General features: G+C 35.9%; 16 protein-coding genes, 1 riboswitch and 1 other annotated feature. Of the genes, 12 read left to right on the plus strand and 4 right to left on the minus strand.

Going from position 1 to position 17,044, the window contains the following annotated elements; all coding sequences use genetic code 11:
* Positions 1 to 158 precede the first annotated feature (158 nt).
* The 4 genes from acear_RS12325 to hcp all read left to right on the plus strand — a co-directional run bounded on the left by acear_RS12325 (position 159) and on the right by hcp (position 6,340).
* On the plus strand, positions 159 to 2,276 hold the full coding sequence (locus acear_RS12325; RefSeq protein ID WP_013277851.1) for an HD domain-containing phosphohydrolase: 2,118 nt from the start codon (positions 159 to 161) through the stop codon (positions 2,274 to 2,276).
* Between the two features lie 268 nt (positions 2,277 to 2,544).
* A complete protein-coding gene (locus acear_RS04630) occupies positions 2,545 to 3,834 on the plus strand; it encodes an RNA-guided endonuclease InsQ/TnpB family protein (RefSeq protein WP_013277852.1) in 1,290 nt (429 codons plus the stop codon).
* Positions 3,835 to 3,882: 48 nt separating this feature from the next.
* The gene (locus acear_RS12910; RefSeq protein WP_013277853.1) at positions 3,883 to 4,767 is read left to right on the plus strand and encodes a GGDEF domain-containing protein; all 885 of its coding nucleotides are present in this window, start codon (positions 3,883 to 3,885) and stop codon (positions 4,765 to 4,767) included.
* A gap of 286 nt (positions 4,768 to 5,053) precedes the next feature.
* Complete coding sequence (hcp, locus tag acear_RS04640; RefSeq protein ID WP_041667539.1) at positions 5,054 to 6,340, plus strand: hydroxylamine reductase; 1,287 nt, start codon at positions 5,054 to 5,056, stop codon at positions 6,338 to 6,340.
* Positions 6,341 to 6,464: 124 nt separating this feature from the next.
* On the opposite strand, the gene acear_RS04645 is transcribed toward hcp, so the two are convergent.
* On the minus strand, positions 6,465 to 7,673 hold the full coding sequence (locus tag acear_RS04645; RefSeq protein WP_013277855.1) for a cation:proton antiporter: 1,209 nt from the start codon (positions 7,671 to 7,673) through the stop codon (positions 6,465 to 6,467).
* Between the two features lie 60 nt (positions 7,674 to 7,733).
* Positions 7,734 to 7,800: riboswitch (Fluoride riboswitch) on the minus strand.
* Between the two features lie 116 nt (positions 7,801 to 7,916).
* Between acear_RS04645 and acear_RS04650 the strand changes: the two genes are divergently transcribed.
* From acear_RS04650 to ileS, 8 genes are all read left to right on the plus strand, one after another.
* A complete protein-coding gene (locus acear_RS04650; RefSeq protein ID WP_013277856.1) occupies positions 7,917 to 8,615 on the plus strand; it encodes a YggS family pyridoxal phosphate-dependent enzyme in 699 nt (232 codons plus the stop codon).
* A gap of 32 nt (positions 8,616 to 8,647) precedes the next feature.
* Complete coding sequence (gene proC / locus acear_RS04655; RefSeq protein WP_013277857.1) at positions 8,648 to 9,445, plus strand: pyrroline-5-carboxylate reductase; 798 nt, start codon at positions 8,648 to 8,650, stop codon at positions 9,443 to 9,445.
* A gap of 23 nt (positions 9,446 to 9,468) precedes the next feature.
* Positions 9,469 to 9,753 carry a YggT family protein gene (locus acear_RS04660; RefSeq protein WP_013277858.1) on the plus strand — a complete coding sequence of 95 codons (285 nt, stop codon included), beginning with the start codon at positions 9,469 to 9,471 and terminating at the stop codon, positions 9,751 to 9,753.
* A 28-nt stretch (positions 9,754 to 9,781) separates the two neighbouring features.
* Positions 9,782 to 10,576, plus strand: a complete 795-nt coding sequence (locus acear_RS04665; protein ID WP_013277859.1) for a YlmH family RNA-binding protein — start codon at positions 9,782 to 9,784, stop codon at positions 10,574 to 10,576.
* 24 nt (positions 10,577 to 10,600) lie between these two features.
* Positions 10,601 to 11,278 (plus strand): DivIVA domain-containing protein, encoded by a 678-nt coding sequence (locus tag acear_RS04670; protein WP_013277860.1) that lies wholly within the window; start codon positions 10,601 to 10,603, stop codon positions 11,276 to 11,278.
* 12 nt (positions 11,279 to 11,290) lie between these two features.
* Positions 11,291 to 11,536, plus strand: coding sequence for a TM1266 family iron-only hydrogenase system putative regulator (locus tag acear_RS04675; RefSeq protein ID WP_013277861.1), 246 nt, complete (start codon positions 11,291 to 11,293; stop codon positions 11,534 to 11,536).
* A gap of 25 nt (positions 11,537 to 11,561) precedes the next feature.
* A complete protein-coding gene (locus acear_RS04680; protein WP_013277862.1) occupies positions 11,562 to 12,266 on the plus strand; it encodes a 5'-methylthioadenosine/adenosylhomocysteine nucleosidase in 705 nt (234 codons plus the stop codon).
* A 96-nt stretch (positions 12,267 to 12,362) separates the two neighbouring features.
* Positions 12,363 to 12,584: a binding site (T-box leader), on the plus strand.
* 57 nt (positions 12,585 to 12,641) lie between these two features.
* Positions 12,642 to 15,425 carry an isoleucine--tRNA ligase gene (gene ileS / locus acear_RS04685; RefSeq protein WP_013277863.1) on the plus strand — a complete coding sequence of 928 codons (2,784 nt, stop codon included), beginning with the start codon at positions 12,642 to 12,644 and terminating at the stop codon, positions 15,423 to 15,425.
* A 47-nt stretch (positions 15,426 to 15,472) separates the two neighbouring features.
* On the opposite strand, the gene acear_RS12915 is transcribed toward ileS, so the two are convergent.
* Genes acear_RS12915 through yedE form a run of 3 tightly spaced genes read right to left on the minus strand, consistent with a single transcriptional unit; the run spans position 15,473 to position 17,027 of the window.
* The gene (locus acear_RS12915; protein WP_013277864.1) at positions 15,473 to 15,733 is read right to left on the minus strand and encodes a putative Se/S carrier protein; all 261 of its coding nucleotides are present in this window, start codon (positions 15,731 to 15,733) and stop codon (positions 15,473 to 15,475) included.
* Positions 15,734 to 15,739: 6 nt separating this feature from the next.
* A complete protein-coding gene (locus tag acear_RS04690; protein ID WP_013277865.1) occupies positions 15,740 to 15,958 on the minus strand; it encodes a sulfurtransferase TusA family protein in 219 nt (72 codons plus the stop codon).
* Positions 15,948 to 17,027, minus strand: a complete 1,080-nt coding sequence (gene yedE, locus acear_RS04695; protein WP_013277866.1) for a YedE family putative selenium transporter — start codon at positions 17,025 to 17,027, stop codon at positions 15,948 to 15,950. Before yedE ends, acear_RS04690 begins: the two co-directional genes overlap by 11 nt.
* Between the last annotated feature and the right edge of the window lie 17 nt (positions 17,028 to 17,044).

Consider the following 17,044-nt stretch of genomic DNA (forward strand, 5'->3'; position numbering starts at 1 on the left):
ATTATAGGTAAAAAAAGGGATTTTTATATAAGTATCCAATTACTAAGATATGATAATGCCATTGAGGATAATTTAGCTTACATTTAGTAGATAGCAGCAGTTTAGGGTTTAACCAATAACTTTATTTAAATATAGTTAATTTATTGAAAGGGGAGTCTATGAATTATTTGATATGGGAAAATGAAAAATTAGAAATTAAAACTAAAAAAAGAAAAGTACCCGAAAATACTATTGAAAAATGGCAAAACATAGTTGATATTATGGTCAAAAAAATTGGAGTAACAGATGCTTTAATCACTCGAGTGACTCCACCTTATATTGAAGTTTTTCAAGCTAGTCAGAATAAAGAAAATCCTTTCAATAGAAGGGATAAGGTAAAACTGACAGGACATTATTGTGAAGTGGTAGTCAAAAACAGGAAAAAACTTTTAGTTTCCAACGCTTTAGAAAATGATAACTGGAAAGATTCTATTGAGGTAGAAAAAGGAATGATCTCCTATCTGGGATTTCCTCTAAAATGGCCTGATGGTGATATTTTTGGTACTATATGTGTACATGATACAGAGGAAAATGAATTCAGTAAAGATGCCGAAGAATTAATAAAGCAATTTCAGGAACTTGTTGAGTCTCACTTGAAAATACTCTATCAGAAAGAACAGCTAGACCAACAGATTGAAAAAGAACAGAAAATAAAAGAAAGATTAGAACTTGTCATGGATGCTAGTGAACATGGTTTTTGGGATTGGGATTTGGATACAGGTGAGGTATATTTCAGTCCTAGATATTATACAATGCTCGGTTATAAACCAGGAGAATTACCTATGAAAACAGAAACCTGGATTAATTTAATACACCCAAATGATAGAAAGAAAATCATTCTCAAAATTGAAGAATACATAGAAAATGCTCAACCTTTTGAAGAAGAATTTCGGATGAAGTGTAAAGATTGTAGCTATAAATGGATATCAGGAAGAATTAAAAGTTTTGAAATAGATAAAGAGGGAAATCCACATCGAGCAGTTGGCGTTCATGTGGATATTACTAAACATAAAAAAGATGAAAGAAAGTTACGGAATCAAAAAGAAGAACTTAAAGACCAGAAAGAAGAACTTCAGGCGTTAAATGAACAATTGACTGCTTATAGTGAAGAAGTAGCAACTATAAATCAAGAATTAAATGAACTTAATAACCGATTTATTAACATGATAAATGTCATTTCTAATTTGAATGAAGGTTCTAAAAGTGATGAAAAGGGTTTTTTAGCTGATTTATTACATAGAGCAGTAAATATTATTCCTGAAGCGGATTATGGTAAAATATATATAGTTGATGAAGATGGTTATTGTAACTTTATTGATGCAATTGGACATGATATTGATATATTAAAGAAAAGCAAAATGCGTGAAGAGATATTCTTCTGTGATAGTGGTCAAAGTATCTATATTTTAGATGAATACTCACTTAATATCGATAAAATCCCTGATGGTATTAAACAGAATTTCATAAGTGCTTTAAAACCTGTAAGTCAATCTATATACATCAATATAACTGTAAATGATGAAGTTGTAGGTAAGATTATTCTTGATATAGCTGAAGATAGTAATCAAGAATTTAGTAACAATACAAAAGAAATTTTGAGCTCACTTGCTACTTTAGCTTCAGTTTTCTTTTCTTTTCAACGTTATAATAAATTACAGGGGCAGTTTACTAAAGATTTGATTACTTCTATTATTCAGATGTTAGAAATATATGATAGATATACTAGCGGACATTCGGAGAATGTAGCCCAAATAGCTTCAAAAATAGCTGAAGAGATGGGTTTATCACAACGAAAGATAACAGATGCTTACTGGGCTGGTATGGTTCATGATATTGGTAAACTGCTTATTCCTCTTAATATTTTAAATAAGAAGGGAACCTTAAGTGATAGTGAATATGAATTAATAAAAAAACATCCGTATTGGGGTTATAAGTCATTAAGTAAGTCAGAATCTTTGAGTCATATTGCTAAATATGTATTGCATCATCATGAGCGTTGGGATGGTGAGGGGTATCCAGATGGACTTAAAGACAGTGAAATTCCTTTAATATCACAGATATTAGCAGTATCTGATAGTTGGGATGCAATGACATCAGACAGAGCCTATAGAGAAGTCTTATCTAAAGATGAAGCAATCCAAGAAATTAGAGATAATAAAAGGAGTCAATTTTCTCCTAGAGTAGTAGATGCTTTTATTAATTTATTGGAAGGTAATCTTGAATTTGAAGTAGTTTAGAAATCAAATTAAAAGTTTGAATAATAAAATTATCTTTATATGAAATTTAATACTTTTATAAAATTCAGCTCAGAAAACCCCTATGCTTGTCGTAGGGGCTGAATGAGCCTTTAATTTTAAAGTTCGATACTTTAAAATTAAATATTTGTTTAGTCTTGGTTTTCATCATTATATTTGTTAAGTACCATTTCCATACCTTCTTCAATTAAATCATTAGCATTTATGTTATAATATACCTAGATAACAAGGTGCGAGAGGGGGTGAGAAAATGAAATTATCTTTTAAATTTAAGCCCGATTTTAGTCATAAGCAACTAGAAATAGTTAAAGAGTTAAGTTGGCACTGTTCTAAGCTGTATAATATTACTAATTATGCAATCAAAAATAACAAAGATATTAAACCAGTCTATACTAGGTTAGAAAATAACTTTAAGGATAATTGGCATACCGACTATCTACATAGTCACAATAGGCAACAACTTTTTAAACAATTAGTTCAAGATTGGAAAAGTTACTTTAATAGCATTGAAGATTACAATAACAATCCTAGCAAGTATCAAGGTCAACCAAGACCACCTAAATTTAAGTATTTAGACAATAATCCAAGTGAAGTGATATTCACTAATTTAGCTACTAGAATTAGGGAGGGCAACTTGTTATTATCCTTATCCAAAGAGATTAAAAACCGATATCAGGTGGACAGTCTTAAATTTCGATTACCTACAGTAATTGAAAGCCTTATAGACGAGGATAATCTCTCCATGTCCAAAGGACATTCCGTGGAAAACTCCCTCCAACAAGTTAGGATAAAACAAGATAACCTAACTAACCAATGGTATCTATTAATAATATATAAACAACAGCCGAAAGAAAATTCTCCAGGTGATAATATAATGTCAATAGATTTAGGATTAGATAATTTAGCTACTTTAACCTTTAAAGATAATACTGAAAACTACATTATTAATGGTAAACCGCTCAAAAGTAAGAATAAGTATTTTAACCAGGAAATAAATAGATTGCAATCTATTAGAATGAAGCAAACTGGTAGCAAAAAATTTAAAGATACCAAACAAATTAAGAAACTTCGTACTAAACGTAGAAATTATGTATTTGATTACCTTCATAAAGCAAGTAGAAAAATAGTTAATTTGGCTAAAAAGCATAATGTGTCTAAAATAGTAATCGGTGATTTAAAAGAAATCAAGCAAGGTATGGATTATAATAAATCTTTCGTGCAAGTGCCAATTCAACGATTAAAAGATTTAATAGAATATAAGGCTAAACTAGAAGGTATAGAGGTTAATATCATTAATGAAGCCTATACTAGTGGATGCTCGGCAATTGATTTAGAGAAGTTAAATAAAGATAATTACAATAAGTCTCGCAGAGTTGAAAGAGGGCTTTTTCAATCTAATTTTGGATTAACTATAAATGCTGATGTAAATGGTAGTCTGAATATAATGCGTAAATTTCTAGATAAATGTATTCCCGAACTTATTAACCGAGCTAGGGATAATGGAGTCGTGAACCCTCCAAAAAGATTAAGGGTGGCTTAGATACCAAACATCTTTCAAATCTCTCTAGTAACGCATTGCTTTTTTAGGATGTGTGAAGTAAGAGAAGCCTCCGTTGCTTGTCTCGGAGGTGGTTCACTAAACATCAGTAAAAAAGAAATAAATAATAAAAAAATTCATGAGGTATTTATTACTGATGCTGAAGATTTAGAGTCCACATTTTTACTAAAAGAAGGTTCTTATAAAGAAATTCATCTTAAATTTTGCAATTCATTACTTGAAAAGGATAATTATATTTTTGTCAGTTATATTTTCAAATTAGATAATAATTATTGTCTTATAGGAGAAAGAAAGAATGTAGAAGATAAAGAAGCTTTAGAAAAAATATCTCTTTTAAATAATGAATTAGCAAATAAAACTCGAAAATTGACCAAAAAAAATAAAAAACTTCAACAAGCAAAGGATGAAATTGAAAAACTATCTAAAACTGATGAACTAACTGGGCTTGCTAATCGGAGACACTTTATGAATTATTTACAGAAAATATTCTCTCAGGCTCAAAGATATTCCCAATCATTATCCCTGGTAATGATTGATCTGGATAAATTTAAAAATATTAATGATACTTATGGTCATGATGCAGGGGATAAGGTTTTATCAGCTCTTGGAGATCTTCTCAATAATGAAACTAGAAACGAAGACTTAGCTGCTAGAATTGGCGGAGAAGAGTTTATTGTTATTTTAACTCAAACTGATTTAAATGATGCTAGAAATTATGCAGAAAGAATACGAAAAAAAATTTCTAAACTTAATATAGAATCAATACCAGTTAAAATAACAGCAAGTTTAGGAGTTGCTACAATGAAGAATAATGATGATTATGAATCAATTTTTAATCGGGCAGATGAAGCTCTATATAAAGCAAAAAATAGTGGGAGAGATAAGGTCTGTAAATATAAAGGATATAAATTATAGAAATGCAGATTCTATTGATGATTTTACTGATAAATGTAGAATAGAAAATGGAATCTATTTTAACTCTAATTGCTAATTAAGCAATTTATTAAACTAATTATTCAACAACCTAAAAACCAAAAAAGTTTCCTTTAAGTGATGCATATCACAGAAAGTAATTAACATAATGGATATAATATGAATAACGAATTAAATAAGTAAGAAATGCAGCAAAAGGAGTCTTTAAATGTTTAAAAGGATTTTATCATCTCACTTAAAGGAGGAGATTAATATGACAGAGATGAATATGTTCTGTAATCAATGTGAACAGACACCATCTGGAGGATGTACGAAAGTAGGAGTCTGTGGTAAGAATGAAGATATTGCTAGCCTACAAGATACAGTTATCTATGGTTTAAAGGGAGTAGCTGCTTATGCTAATCATGCCCGAGAATTAGGCTATACTGATCCGGAAGTTAATGAAACTATCGAGCGGGGGCTGTACTCGACTTTAACCAATGTTAATTTTAATTTGGAAGAAAATATCGAGATGGCGATGGAAGTAGGAGAAGCAACAGTTAAAGTTATGGATTTATTGGATGAGGCACATACAGATGAATTTGGCATTCCGGAACCTGTAGAGGTACCACAGAATCAGGCTGAAGGAAAGGCAATTTTAGTTACCGGCCATAATCTTCATGCTCTTAAAGAATTATTAGAACAGAGTGAGGGTAAGGGAATTAATATTTATACTCATTCGGAGATGTTACCGGCCCACGGCTATCCGGAATTAAATAAGTATGACCATCTAAAAGGAAATATCGGCGGTTCCTGGACTGATCAGCGGGAATTATTTGAGGAATTTCCCGGAGCAATTTTAGGAACTACTAACTGTGTAATGCCGATTAGAGGCGGCTATGCTGACCGATTCTTCTCTTATGATGTAACCGGTCTAGAAGATGTAACTAAGATTGAAGATGATGACTTCACGCCTGTAATTGAAAAGGCTTTAGACTTACCAGAGGCTAATATGGAATCAGATGAAACATTAACAACCGGCTTCCACCATCAGAATGTTTTGGAATTAGCTCCGAATATTGTAGAAGCAGTTAAAGAGGGCAAGATCAGCCGCTTCTTTGTTATTGCCGGCTGTGACTCTCCAGGTTCAGGCAATGAATACTACCGTGAGTTAGCTAAATCTGTTCCAGAGGACTGTGTAATATTAACTACAGCCTGTGGAAAGTTTAGATTTAATGATCTAGATTATGGTACTGTGCCCGGGACTGAAATTCCTCGATTCATCGATTTAGGCCAGTGTAATAACTCAATTTCGGCAGTCAAGATTGCCTTGGCTCTAGCAGATGCCTTTGATTGTGAAGTTAATGAATTACCATTAAGCATTGTTCTATCCTGGTTTGAACAGAAAGCATGTGCAATTTTATTAGGACTCTTTAATTTAGGAATTCAGGATATCTATCTTGGTGCTACTCCGCCGGACTTCTTAACTGAAAATGTTGTAGGAGTTTTGCAGGATAACTTTAACTTACAGCTAACAGGAGATTCCCAAGAGGATTTAGAAAAGATGTTAGGCTAATTAAACAATAGAATCAGCTTAAAAATGAGTCCCTACCTAAATAAGTAGGGGCTTCTTTTAATTAAATAAGAGGAAGAAGCTATATTATTTGTGATATTGGGTTGGTTAGTATATCCCTTTGTATTTATAATTTTGCTTCTTCTGGATTATTTTCTGGTTTTGATAGCCAGTTTTCACCGGCTAGTTTGATACCTGCCGCACCGAGCGGTGCAGTGATAATAATTGCCAAGACTGCCATTGCCAGGATTAGCTCTCCTGACTCTACGCCTGCAGATAAAGGTACAGCACCGATGGCGGCCTGGACGGTAGCTTTAGGCGAGTAAGCAATTACACTAAAGATTCGTTCCTTCCAGTTTAGCTCAGTTCCAGCAACTGAGATTAGGACTCCGGTTCCCCGGGCAATTAGTCCAATAAAGATAATTACAAGACCTATCAGCCCTGAATTAATTGCTAAATAGATATTCACCTCAGCTCCCACTAAAACAAATAACATTATTTCAGCAAAGACCCAGATCTTATTGAACTTAGAGGCCAATCTTTTGGCGACTAGATTATATCTTTCCTGCAGAATAAAGCCGATAGCCATTACTCCCAGCAGGGCTGCAATCGGAATTATATTTTTGAGAAGATCTTTTAATCCGGTCAGAATTATGGCTGAACTGAGGATTAATAGGGCTTTTTTGGTATCCCGGATATGGTATTTTTTAAAGAGATAAAGGAGAATGAAGCCAGTAATAATTCCTAGTAGTACTCCCATAAGAATTGAAATAGGGACATTTAATAACTTTTTAGCAATATTTAGCTGAGAACCTCCATAGAAGCCTAGAAAGGTGGAGAAGATAGTAATAGCAATTACATCATCTATCGAGGCTCCTGTCAGAATTAAAGTAGGAATTCCTTTATCTGCTCCTCGATTATTATCTATTAAATTTAACATCTGCGGAACTACAACTGCCGGAGAAACAGCAGCTATAATAAAGCCCAAGATTCCTCCTTCTATAAATGATAGCCCAAAAAGCTGCATAGATACAAATAATACTGTAAAGCCTTCTAAGAAACTGGGGATAAAGCTCAATTTAACTGCTGGTACTCCTACTTTTTTTAGAGTTTCTTTTTCTATACCTAGACCTGCCCTTAAAAGAATTACAATTAAGGCAATCTTACGCAGATCAGGCGAGATAGTTAAGATTTCTTCACTGATTAGATTAAAGCCGTAAGGGCCGATTAAGATACCGAGGATTAACATGCCTAATAGCCCCGGTAGTTTCATCTTCTTAAAGGCTCTATTAAAGATCAATCCTAATAAGATAATAACTGCAAGACTTAAAGCCATTGTTTGATTATCCCTCCCTTTTATTATAGAATATAAAAAGCTCCTATTTAGGTTAAGAGAACCCAAATAGGAGCCATCAATTGCAAGAATGCAATAGTTAACGGCGAGCTCCATCACCATAATATGTATTCACTTTATGTTACTTCTTTAAATATATCATAATTTTAAATCAGAGTCAATGAAAAAATAAAAGAAGGATAGTAAGTCTAAATCACGAAATAAATAGAGTGAGGAGGTAGCGGTATGTCAGAGATAAAAGACAATCTAAAACAGGTACAGAAGCGTATTGCAGCAGCTGCCAAAAGAGCTGGCAGAGATAGCGATGAAATAAAATTAGTTGCTGTGACAAAAACAAGAGGTATTGAAGAGATCAAAGAAGTAATAGAAGCAGATGTAGTTGATTTAGGTGAGAGTAGAGTTCAGGAACTGAGAGATAAGTATGATAATATAAGCCAGAAGATTAACTGGCATATGATAGGTCACTTACAGAGGAATAAAGTTAAGTATATAATGAGAATGGAGCGGTGTAATCTGATCCATTCTATGGATAGCATGCGATTAGCCAAGAAGATAAATAAGAGGGCTGGAATGGCAGATAGAGTGATGAATGTTCTAGTCCAGATTAATGTTGCCGGTGATGAGAATAAGTTCGGCTTAGAACCGGAAGAGACTATCGATTATCTAAGAAAGGTAGCAGAGTTTGAGAATCTGCAGGTTAAGGGTTTGATGACTATGGTACCTTATGTAGATGATACTGAGCAGGTAAGGCCTTACTTTAGAGAGTTAAAAGAACTATTTGAAGAAGTTAAAAGGGCTGAGATTCCTAATATAGAAATGCAGGAGCTGTCAATGGGAATTACTAATGATTTTGAAGTAGCTATTGAAGAAGGAGCAACTATTGTTAGAGTTGGTTCGGCTATCTTTGGACCGCGGGAGTATTAATACTGTTTAATAAGTAATGAGGTGAAGTCTTTATGAATAAAATAGGAATTATAGGTGCAGGCTCGATGGCAGAAGCATTAATTAATGGATTGATTAATGAAAATCAGGTTGATAAGGAAGCAGTGATTGCTAGTGATATTTCTGATCAGCGTAGAGAAGTGATGACAGATAAGTATGGAATTGAAATAGTGGCAGATAATCATAAAGTTGTTACAGAGAGTGATTATATTTTCTTAGCTGTTAAGCCACAGGTGATTGGTGATGTAATTGAAGAAGTTGCCGATCTCTTTACTACTGAACAGAAGGTAATATCTATTGCAGCTGGAGTAAGTACGGAGCAATTAGAAGAGATGATTTCGGCTAAAGTACCGGTAGTTAGGATTATGCCCAATACTCCAGCTTTAGTACAGGAGGGGGTCTTGGCTTATTCTCTCGGTAGACAGGCTACAGAAGAGTTTGGAAGAGAGCTTGAGGATTTATTAAGTCCTGTAGGGAAAGTAATCAAAGTGAAGGAAGCTTTAATGCCGGCAGTGACAGGATTAAGCGGCAGCGGTCCGGCTTATGTGGCTTTGATTTTAGAAGCCCTAGTAGCAGGAGGGGTTAAATTAGGTTTATCCCACAGTGATTCTAAGGATTTAGCTATTCAGACTTTGGCTGGAACGGCTAAGCTGGCTGCCGAAAGTGATGAACACCTAGCCGTATTACGCGATCAGGTTACTTCGCCGGGAGGAACTACTGCCGAAGCATTATATAGACTGGAGAAGTCAGGAATTCGGTCTGGTTTAATTGAGGCTGTAGCTGCCTCGGCTGAAAAGGCGCAGGAATTATAAATTATTTTGGGGAGTGAAGATAAATGTATGCTTTAATTAGATTAATTGATTTGTCATTTACTATTTATACCTGGATTCTGATTGCCCGGGTAATATCTTCCTGGGTTAGTCCTCCGATGCATAATTCTAATGTAAGAAAGATTATGAAATTTATTTATGAAGTTACAGAACCTGTACTGGCTCCAATCAGAAGAATGCTGCCTACAGGAAATATAGGTATTGATCTTTCTCCATTGATTGCTTTTATTGCTATCAATATTATTCATAATTCTCTGCTTAGAATCTTAAGGCGGCTATTATTATATTAATTTTGGCTGTAATCTGGAGGGGTAAAGTTTGTTTAATAGGGAAAAGTTCTTAAGATATATTAAAGCCAAGGATGAAGAAGAAGAGTTAACGGCAGCTAAAGTATTGGATAAGGCTAGAGAAGCTTTACAAAAACATGAACCTACATTTACTAACTTTTTAAATCCTTATCAGCGAGAGCTGTTAACTTCAATTTTGGATCAGATTTATGACTTGAAGTATCTTCTCTACGGTGGTTTTGAACGGGCTGAACGAAAGAGAATTGGCCTGATGCCGGATTATTATATGAGAGAGATAGTAGATAATCCGTTGACTATCTTTGAGATCAGCGGTAACTTTAATTTTGCTTCGGTAAGCCACCGTGATTTTCTGGGAGCTATTCTAGGCACCGGAATCAAACGGGAAGTAGTAGGAGATTTAATAGTTAGCAGTGATAAGTGTCAAGTGATTGTAGCAGAAGAGATTAAAGATTATTTGTTGTTTAACTTAAAGCGGGTTCATAATGTGCCTGTTGAGGTTGAAGAGATAGATGCTGAGAAGCTAGAAGTAGAGCCGGAACATGTTAAAGAGATTAAAAGCACTGTAGCTTCTTTACGGTTGGATTCAGTTGCCAGTTCCGGTTTTTCAACATCGCGGACTAAGATGGCTAGAGAGATTGAAGCCGGAAATGTAAAGTTAAACTGGAAGATAGAAGATGATCCGGCTCAAACAGTAGAATTAGATGATATTATTTCTATTCGCGGCCGCGGCCGGGTAGAGATAGACCAGCATCTGGGAAGATCACGGAAGGATAGAATTAAGTTGATTTTAAAGCGCTATACTTAACCTGTTAAGAGAGGTGAGAAAAGAATGGACGAGTTATTGACTCCACTTGATATCTATAATAAGGAATTTAATAAGACTTTTTCTGTTTGGGCCTATAATACTAAAGAGGTAGAGGAATTTCTGGATTTGGTAGCGGAATGTTATGAAGAAATATATCTGGAGAATGAAGAATTACGGGATAGAATAGCAGATTTAGAGGAAAGGCTACAGGAGTATAAAGAGAGAGAAGAGACATTGAATAAAACAATAGATACTGTCAAGGAAACGGCTGATAAGCAGCAGCGGACAGCTGAGCAGAGAGCAGAATCAATAATTGAAAATGCTAAACAGAAGGCAGCTAATATCAAGGAACGGGCTAAAACACAGGCTGAGTTAATAATTGATAAAGCAGAGATGAAGACTGAAAAGATGGTAAATCAGACTAATGAGCAGTTAGAAGAGGAAAGAAGGAAGTATAAAAATTTAGTGGAGAGTAAAGAATTATTTGAAGCTAAATTCAAAAGCCTACTTAAAACTTATTTAGTTATGTTAAATGAAAGTGACGGTTTAGAAGAGTTAGAACTGGAACAGTTGGATAATTTAGAAAAACAGAATATCGAGGAATTAAAGGATAAATTTAACAGCGATATCAGTGATGAACTGTCTACCATAAAATTCAGTCAGGATAAGGTAGCAGCTATAGAAAAGGATAAGACAGAGTAGGAGGTACCGGGGATGGAGGATAGAATAGCAGTTGTTGGAATCTTAATTGAAGATAGAGAGGGTATAGCCCAGCAGGTTAATAAAGTGCTGGGAGAGTTTGGAAATATAATCGTAGGTAGAATGGGAATTCCTTATCGTGAAAAAGAAGTTAGTGTTATTTCATTGATTGTTAACGGAACTACAGATCAGTTAAGTGCAATGTCCGGTCAGTTAGGTAATTTAGAAGGGGTTAAAGTTAAATCTGCAGTTACTGCTTAAAAATTTTCTGGAGTGTGATGAAGAAATGATTGGCATTATAGGTGCTATGGATGTAGAGATTAAACTTTTGAAGTCGGATTTAGATCTAAAGGAGAAGAAAGAACGGGCTCAGATGGTCTTTTATCAAGGAGAATTAAAAGGAAAGGATGTAGTGTTGGTCAAAAGCGGAATTGGAAAGGTCAATGCTGCAGTCTGTACTCAGATTCTGGTTGATGATTTCAGTGTTGATAAAGTAATCTTTACGGGGGTAGCTGGAGCAGTAGATGAAGAGTTAGATGTAGGGGATATTGTGATTTCTACGGATACTATTCAACATGATGTTAATTCTACAGCTATGGGTTATGAGTTAGGTGAGATTGCTGAAATGAATAAGGTTAGATTTGAAGCTGATCAGGATTTAATTGCTATAGCTAAAGATGCTGGCGAAAAGTTGATAGAAGATGGAGCAGGTATTGAAGTGGTAGCCGGTAGAGTCTTATCCGGTGATGAATTTATCGCTGATGATGAGAAGGTAGAGTGGCTAAAAGAAGTCTTTAATGGTTATTGTGCAGAGATGGAAGGTGCAGCAGTAGGACAGGCCTGTTTTTTAAATGATATTCCTTTTGTAATTATTAGATCTATGTCTGATAAGGCCGACGGCAGTGCTGAGGTTGATTATTCTGCCTTTATGAAGAAAGCGGCCAACCGTTCTTACAGAATTGTTGAAGAGATGCTGGAACATCTTAAATGAGGAAAATATTTTGGTTTAGCTTGACGAGGGTTAAATATTGTACTATAATGAGGTATTGAGTAAAGTAAGTCTTTAAATTAAAATTCAATTACGAATTTAACTACTATGATAGAGAAGAGTAGATAGATATAAATGTTACAGCGAGTCAGGGATGGTGAAAGCCTGATACCTACGATCTATTGAAGATCATCTCTTAGTAGTCGGCCTGAAGAATCAGTAGGGTTGACCGGTAGCAGCCGTTATTTGTCTGGAGATAGGGATATTGAAGATCAGTATCTCTAACTAGGGTGGTACCGCAAGCTATGCCTTGCCCCTGATTGGGGTGAGGCTTTTTTTATATTTAAAATATTATATTTAATGGAGGTGCAGAAGTTAATGGATTACAAGGAAACATTGAATTTACCGGAAACTGAGTTTCAAATGCGTGCTAATCTATCTGAACGAGAAGAGGAATTTCAAGAGTATTGGGAAGAAAATGAAATTTATGATGAAGCACTTAAGAATCGTGAAGGAGCTGAAAAGTTTATACTCCATGACGGTCCGCCGTATGCTAATGGAGATATTCATATCGGCCATGCTCTAAATCAGGTATTGAAGGATATCTTAACGAGATATAAAACACTGCAGGGGTACCAATCTCCCTATATTCCTGGTTGGGATACACATGGACTACCTATTGAACATCAGATAACGAAGGAATTAGGGGATAAGATAGAAGAATTGAGTACAGCGGAATTGAGAGAAGAGTGTAAGAATTATGCCTTGAAATATATTGACCGTCAACGAGAACAGTTTAAGCGGTTAGGTGCCTGGGGAGAATGGGATAATCCGTATGTTACACTTGACCCGGAATATGAAGCTAAACAGATTGAAGTCTTTGGAGAGATAATCAAAAACGGTTATCTTTCTAAAGGAATGAAACCGGTTTATTGGTGTCCCCACTGTAATACAGCCTTAGCGGAGGCAGAAGTGGAGTATGAGGAGGCTAGAGCGCCGTCTATTTATGTTAAGTTTCCAGTACAAGAAGGTATAACTGTTGGAGATACAGAATTGACTGCCGAAGATAGCTATGTTGTTATCTGGACCACTACTCCGTGGACAATTCCATCCAATATGGCAATTACAGTCCATCCTGATTTTGATTACGTAGTAGCTGAAGCTGAGGGGGATTTGTTGGTAGTTGCTAAGGAATTAGTAGATGAAATGATGGAGATTGTAGGAATTGATGAGTATGAGATTGTAGAAGAAATTGAGGGGGATGCTTTAGAAGGATTAGTAACTACTCATCCTTTCTTCGATCGTGAATCTCCAATTATTTTTGGTGATCATGTTACATTAGAACAGGGTACCGGCTGTGTTCATACAGCACCGGGACATGGTCATGAGGACTATGTAATTGGTGTAGAGTATGATCTACCGGTCTTTGCACCGATGGATAATGATGGTGTCTTTACTGAGGAAGCAGGACCTTTTGCCGGCATGTATTACGATGATGCCAATATCAAGGTTACTGATATGTTAGAAGATGATGATTTATTAATGAACTTAGATTTTATCGATCATTCTTATCCTAACTGTTGGCGTTGTAAGAATCCGATTATCTTCCGCGCTACTGAACAGTGGTTTGCCTCAGTAGATGCTATTAAAGATGATGCCTTAGAGACCATCAAAGATGTTGACTGGTATCCCGAGTGGGGCGAAGAGAGAATGGCCAATATGATTGAAGATCGCTCTGATTGGTGTATTTCCCGTCAAAAGTCCTGGGGAGTACCAATTCCGATCTTTTACTGTCAAGACTGTGGTGCAGATATTGCTACTGATGAGACAATTAAAGCAGTAAAAGAGTTATTTGCTGAGGAAGGTTCAAATGCCTGGTTTGAAAAGACAGCTGAGGAGATTCTGCCTGCTGGGTTTGAATGTCCAGAATGCGGAGAAATAGAATTCGAAAAGGAATCTGACATCATGGATGTCTGGTTTGATTCCGGTTCTAGCCACGCGTCAGTATTAGAAATTAGGGAAGAGTTAGAGCGCCCGGCCGATATCTATCTGGAAGGTACAGACCAGTACCGCGGTTGGTTTAATTCTTCACTGTTGACTTCTATTGCCTATAAAGGCGAAGCGCCTTATAAAGGTGTAGTTACCAACGGATTTACTGTTGATGCCAACGGTAAGAAAATGTCCAAATCACAGGGCAATGTGGTATCGCCGCATGAAGTAATTGATCAGTACGGTGCAGATATTTTAAGACTCTGGGTTGCTTCTTCTGACTTCAAAGAGGATGTCAGAGTTTCTGATAAGATTCTGCAGCAGAATGCTGAAGTCTACCGCAGAATCAGAAATACATTCCGCTATATTCTCGGTAATATGGATAACTTCGATCCTGTAGAGAATACTGTTGAATATGATGAACTGCTTGAAATCGACAAATGGGCGCTTCATAAACTACAGAAGCTAGTAGATGAAATTACTGAAGCTTACGAAGAGTATGATTATCATAAATTATACCATAAGGTCCATAATTTTTGTGCTACAGAAATGAGTTCCTTCTATATGGATGTCTTGAAAGATAGATTATATACTTCAGTAACTGACTCAACAAAGCGGCGTGCAGCCCAGACAGCTATGTATGAGATTTTGACGACATTAATTAAAGTATTATCACCGGTCTTAGTCCATACTGCTGAGGAAGCATGGCAGCATCTGCCAGAAAGTGGTAAAGAAGCAGAGAGTGTCTTCTTAACGGATTGGCCGGAAGTAAAAGAGGATTATATAAATGAAGAATTGGAAGCTAAGTGGGATAGATTGCTGACTATTCGAGAGGATGTCTCTAAAGCCCTAGAATTAGCTAGAAATGAAGATATTGTAGGCCATTCTTTGGATGCTGGAATAGAGATTTATGCATCTGAAGAGGTTAATGATTTTCTAAAGCAGTTTGATAACTTAGCTGACCTCTTTATTGTATCCAAGGTAGAGTTAGCTGCAAAAGAGAATGCTGATGTAACTACCTATACTGGAGAGGAAACAGATATTGAAGTAGTAGTCGAAGCAGCACCAGGTGAGAAGTGTGACCGCTGCTGGAAGTACCGTACCAGCGTTGGTGATAATGAAGACCATCCTGAGATCTGTGCTGAATGTTTAGAGGTTGTTAATCAATTGTAAATGCATAATAAAAATCCTCCAGATTCCCGCTCTGGAGGATTTTTTATTTATGCTAATTCTTCAGGTTCTTTCGTTTTATCCTGATAAACCCTATAAATCTGTTCAAAATCTATATCATATTTCCGGCAGATATCTTTTATCTCTTCCAATTTTTCTTCCTCAAATCTACCGGCTATTCCGCAGGAAGAGCTAATTTGTCTCGGAACAGGAATAGATTTAGCCTTTATTTCTTCTTTCTTGACAACTCGTTCAAATTCTAAAGCTAAATGGGTAGAGTGAAAAGTTATAACACAGAAAGTATCTTTAATTTTTAATCACCTCTTTGTAATCAGTAGTCGATAGCCGTCCTCACTATCTTCTACTTCTACACTACAGCCTGAATTCCTTGCCATGCGGCTTACATTTTCTTTAGCTACTTCTTCATTAATTAAGACTGTAATTTCTCCTTCAGAAATTTCTTGGATTGCCTGTTTAGTCATAATTACTGGTTCAGGACAGGACCGTCCTCTAGTGTCTACTTCTTTATTGGCCATGGCTAATTCCTCCTTTAGTTAAGGTGAAGTTTTTAGCTTTAGAGAAACCGATGCCAGCAACGATGATAATACCGACGATTACAGCTATCTTACCATTTATGCTAACTCCCTTTGGTGTAGCTGCTAGTCCGAAGTTGTGGGCAATAGCTGCTCCAAATAAATAGCCCATAAAAGTAATAGCTGAATCAATATTTCCTTCTCCGGCTAAGATGGTTTGTCTTAGTGGACAGCCGCCTAATAGGACTGATCCAAAACCGGTAAGTAACATACCTAAGAAGTTCCAGAGTCCATCAGTATGAGCGGCAGGCTGACCAACAAAACCCAATTGGAAGTTTCCAAATCCTAAATTAACTAGTAAGGTGAAAACAAAGACTGAGATAAAACCGATAATTAAATGTGGATCTTTGATTAAATAAAGATCTCGAATGCCGCCTACCATACAGATTCTACTTCTCTGTGCTAGACCACCAATGATTAAGCCTGCAAGTAAAGAAATCATAATCGGTGCGTACATAGCTCCTGGACCTTTTGAACTAAATAAGATAAAGCTTGGTTTTGTAATTACAAAAACTAATAAAATAAGTGCAACGATAGGCAGGATATAGCCGTTAGTTTGATTCTGCTGGTAAGCTCTACCGAGAGTAAAGCCTTTCTTAATAAATTGGGCCCCGATGATAATTCCAGCAGCAAAGCCTAAAATTCCTATAATAGCATTTAAGTCTCCTCCAGCCAAGCGGAGTACCATTCTTAACGGACAGCCTAAAAAGACTAAAGCTCCAATCATAACGAACATTGCCAGTACAAAACGCATGAAAGGAGAAGAACCACCTTTAGCGTCAAATTCTTTAGTAACTAACGAGATAATAAATGCTCCGAGAATAAAGCCTATGATTTCTGGACGAATATATTGAACTACTCCAGCTCTATGTAGTCCCATCCCTCCTGCAATATCTCGAATAAAGCAGGCAACACAGATTCCCATATTTACTGGATTGCCGAATTTAACAAGTAATCCTGCTAAAACACCGATGACTGCACCGGTAAAGATAATTCCTTTTCTGTTATTCATTTTTTGTTCACTCCTTG

It is taken from the genome of Acetohalobium arabaticum DSM 5501, from assembly GCF_000144695.1.
Lineage (GTDB): Bacteria > Bacillota > Halanaerobiia > Halobacteroidales > Acetohalobiaceae > Acetohalobium > Acetohalobium arabaticum.

What these genes read in the sequence shown, in the direction of transcription:
- acear_RS04645 (WP_013277855.1), bottom strand. Translation starts at nt 7,673, where the DNA reads ATGGCTTTAAGTCTTGCAGTTATTATCTTATTAGGATTGATCTTTAAT.
- acear_RS04680 (WP_013277862.1), top strand. Translation starts at nt 11,562, where the DNA reads ATGATTGGCATTATAGGTGCTATGGATGTAGAGATTAAACTTTTGAAG.
- acear_RS04675 (WP_013277861.1), top strand. Translation starts at nt 11,291, where the DNA reads ATGGAGGATAGAATAGCAGTTGTTGGAATCTTAATTGAAGATAGAGAG.
- hcp (WP_041667539.1), top strand. Translation starts at nt 5,054, where the DNA reads ATGTTCTGTAATCAATGTGAACAGACACCATCTGGAGGATGTACGAAA.
- yedE (WP_013277866.1), bottom strand. Translation starts at nt 17,027, where the DNA reads ATGAATAACAGAAAAGGAATTATCTTTACCGGTGCAGTCATCGGTGTT.
- ileS (WP_013277863.1), top strand. Translation starts at nt 12,642, where the DNA reads ATGGATTACAAGGAAACATTGAATTTACCGGAAACTGAGTTTCAAATG.
- acear_RS12910 (WP_013277853.1), top strand. Translation starts at nt 3,883, where the DNA reads ATGTGTGAAGTAAGAGAAGCCTCCGTTGCTTGTCTCGGAGGTGGTTCA.
- acear_RS04650 (WP_013277856.1), top strand. Translation starts at nt 7,917, where the DNA reads ATGTCAGAGATAAAAGACAATCTAAAACAGGTACAGAAGCGTATTGCA.
- acear_RS04670 (WP_013277860.1), top strand. Translation starts at nt 10,601, where the DNA reads ATGGACGAGTTATTGACTCCACTTGATATCTATAATAAGGAATTTAAT.
- acear_RS04690 (WP_013277865.1), bottom strand. Translation starts at nt 15,958, where the DNA reads ATGGCCAATAAAGAAGTAGACACTAGAGGACGGTCCTGTCCTGAACCA.
- acear_RS04630 (WP_013277852.1), top strand. Translation starts at nt 2,545, where the DNA reads ATGAAATTATCTTTTAAATTTAAGCCCGATTTTAGTCATAAGCAACTA.
- acear_RS04660 (WP_013277858.1), top strand. Translation starts at nt 9,469, where the DNA reads ATGTATGCTTTAATTAGATTAATTGATTTGTCATTTACTATTTATACC.
- acear_RS12325 (WP_013277851.1), top strand. Translation starts at nt 159, where the DNA reads ATGAATTATTTGATATGGGAAAATGAAAAATTAGAAATTAAAACTAAA.
- proC (WP_013277857.1), top strand. Translation starts at nt 8,648, where the DNA reads ATGAATAAAATAGGAATTATAGGTGCAGGCTCGATGGCAGAAGCATTA.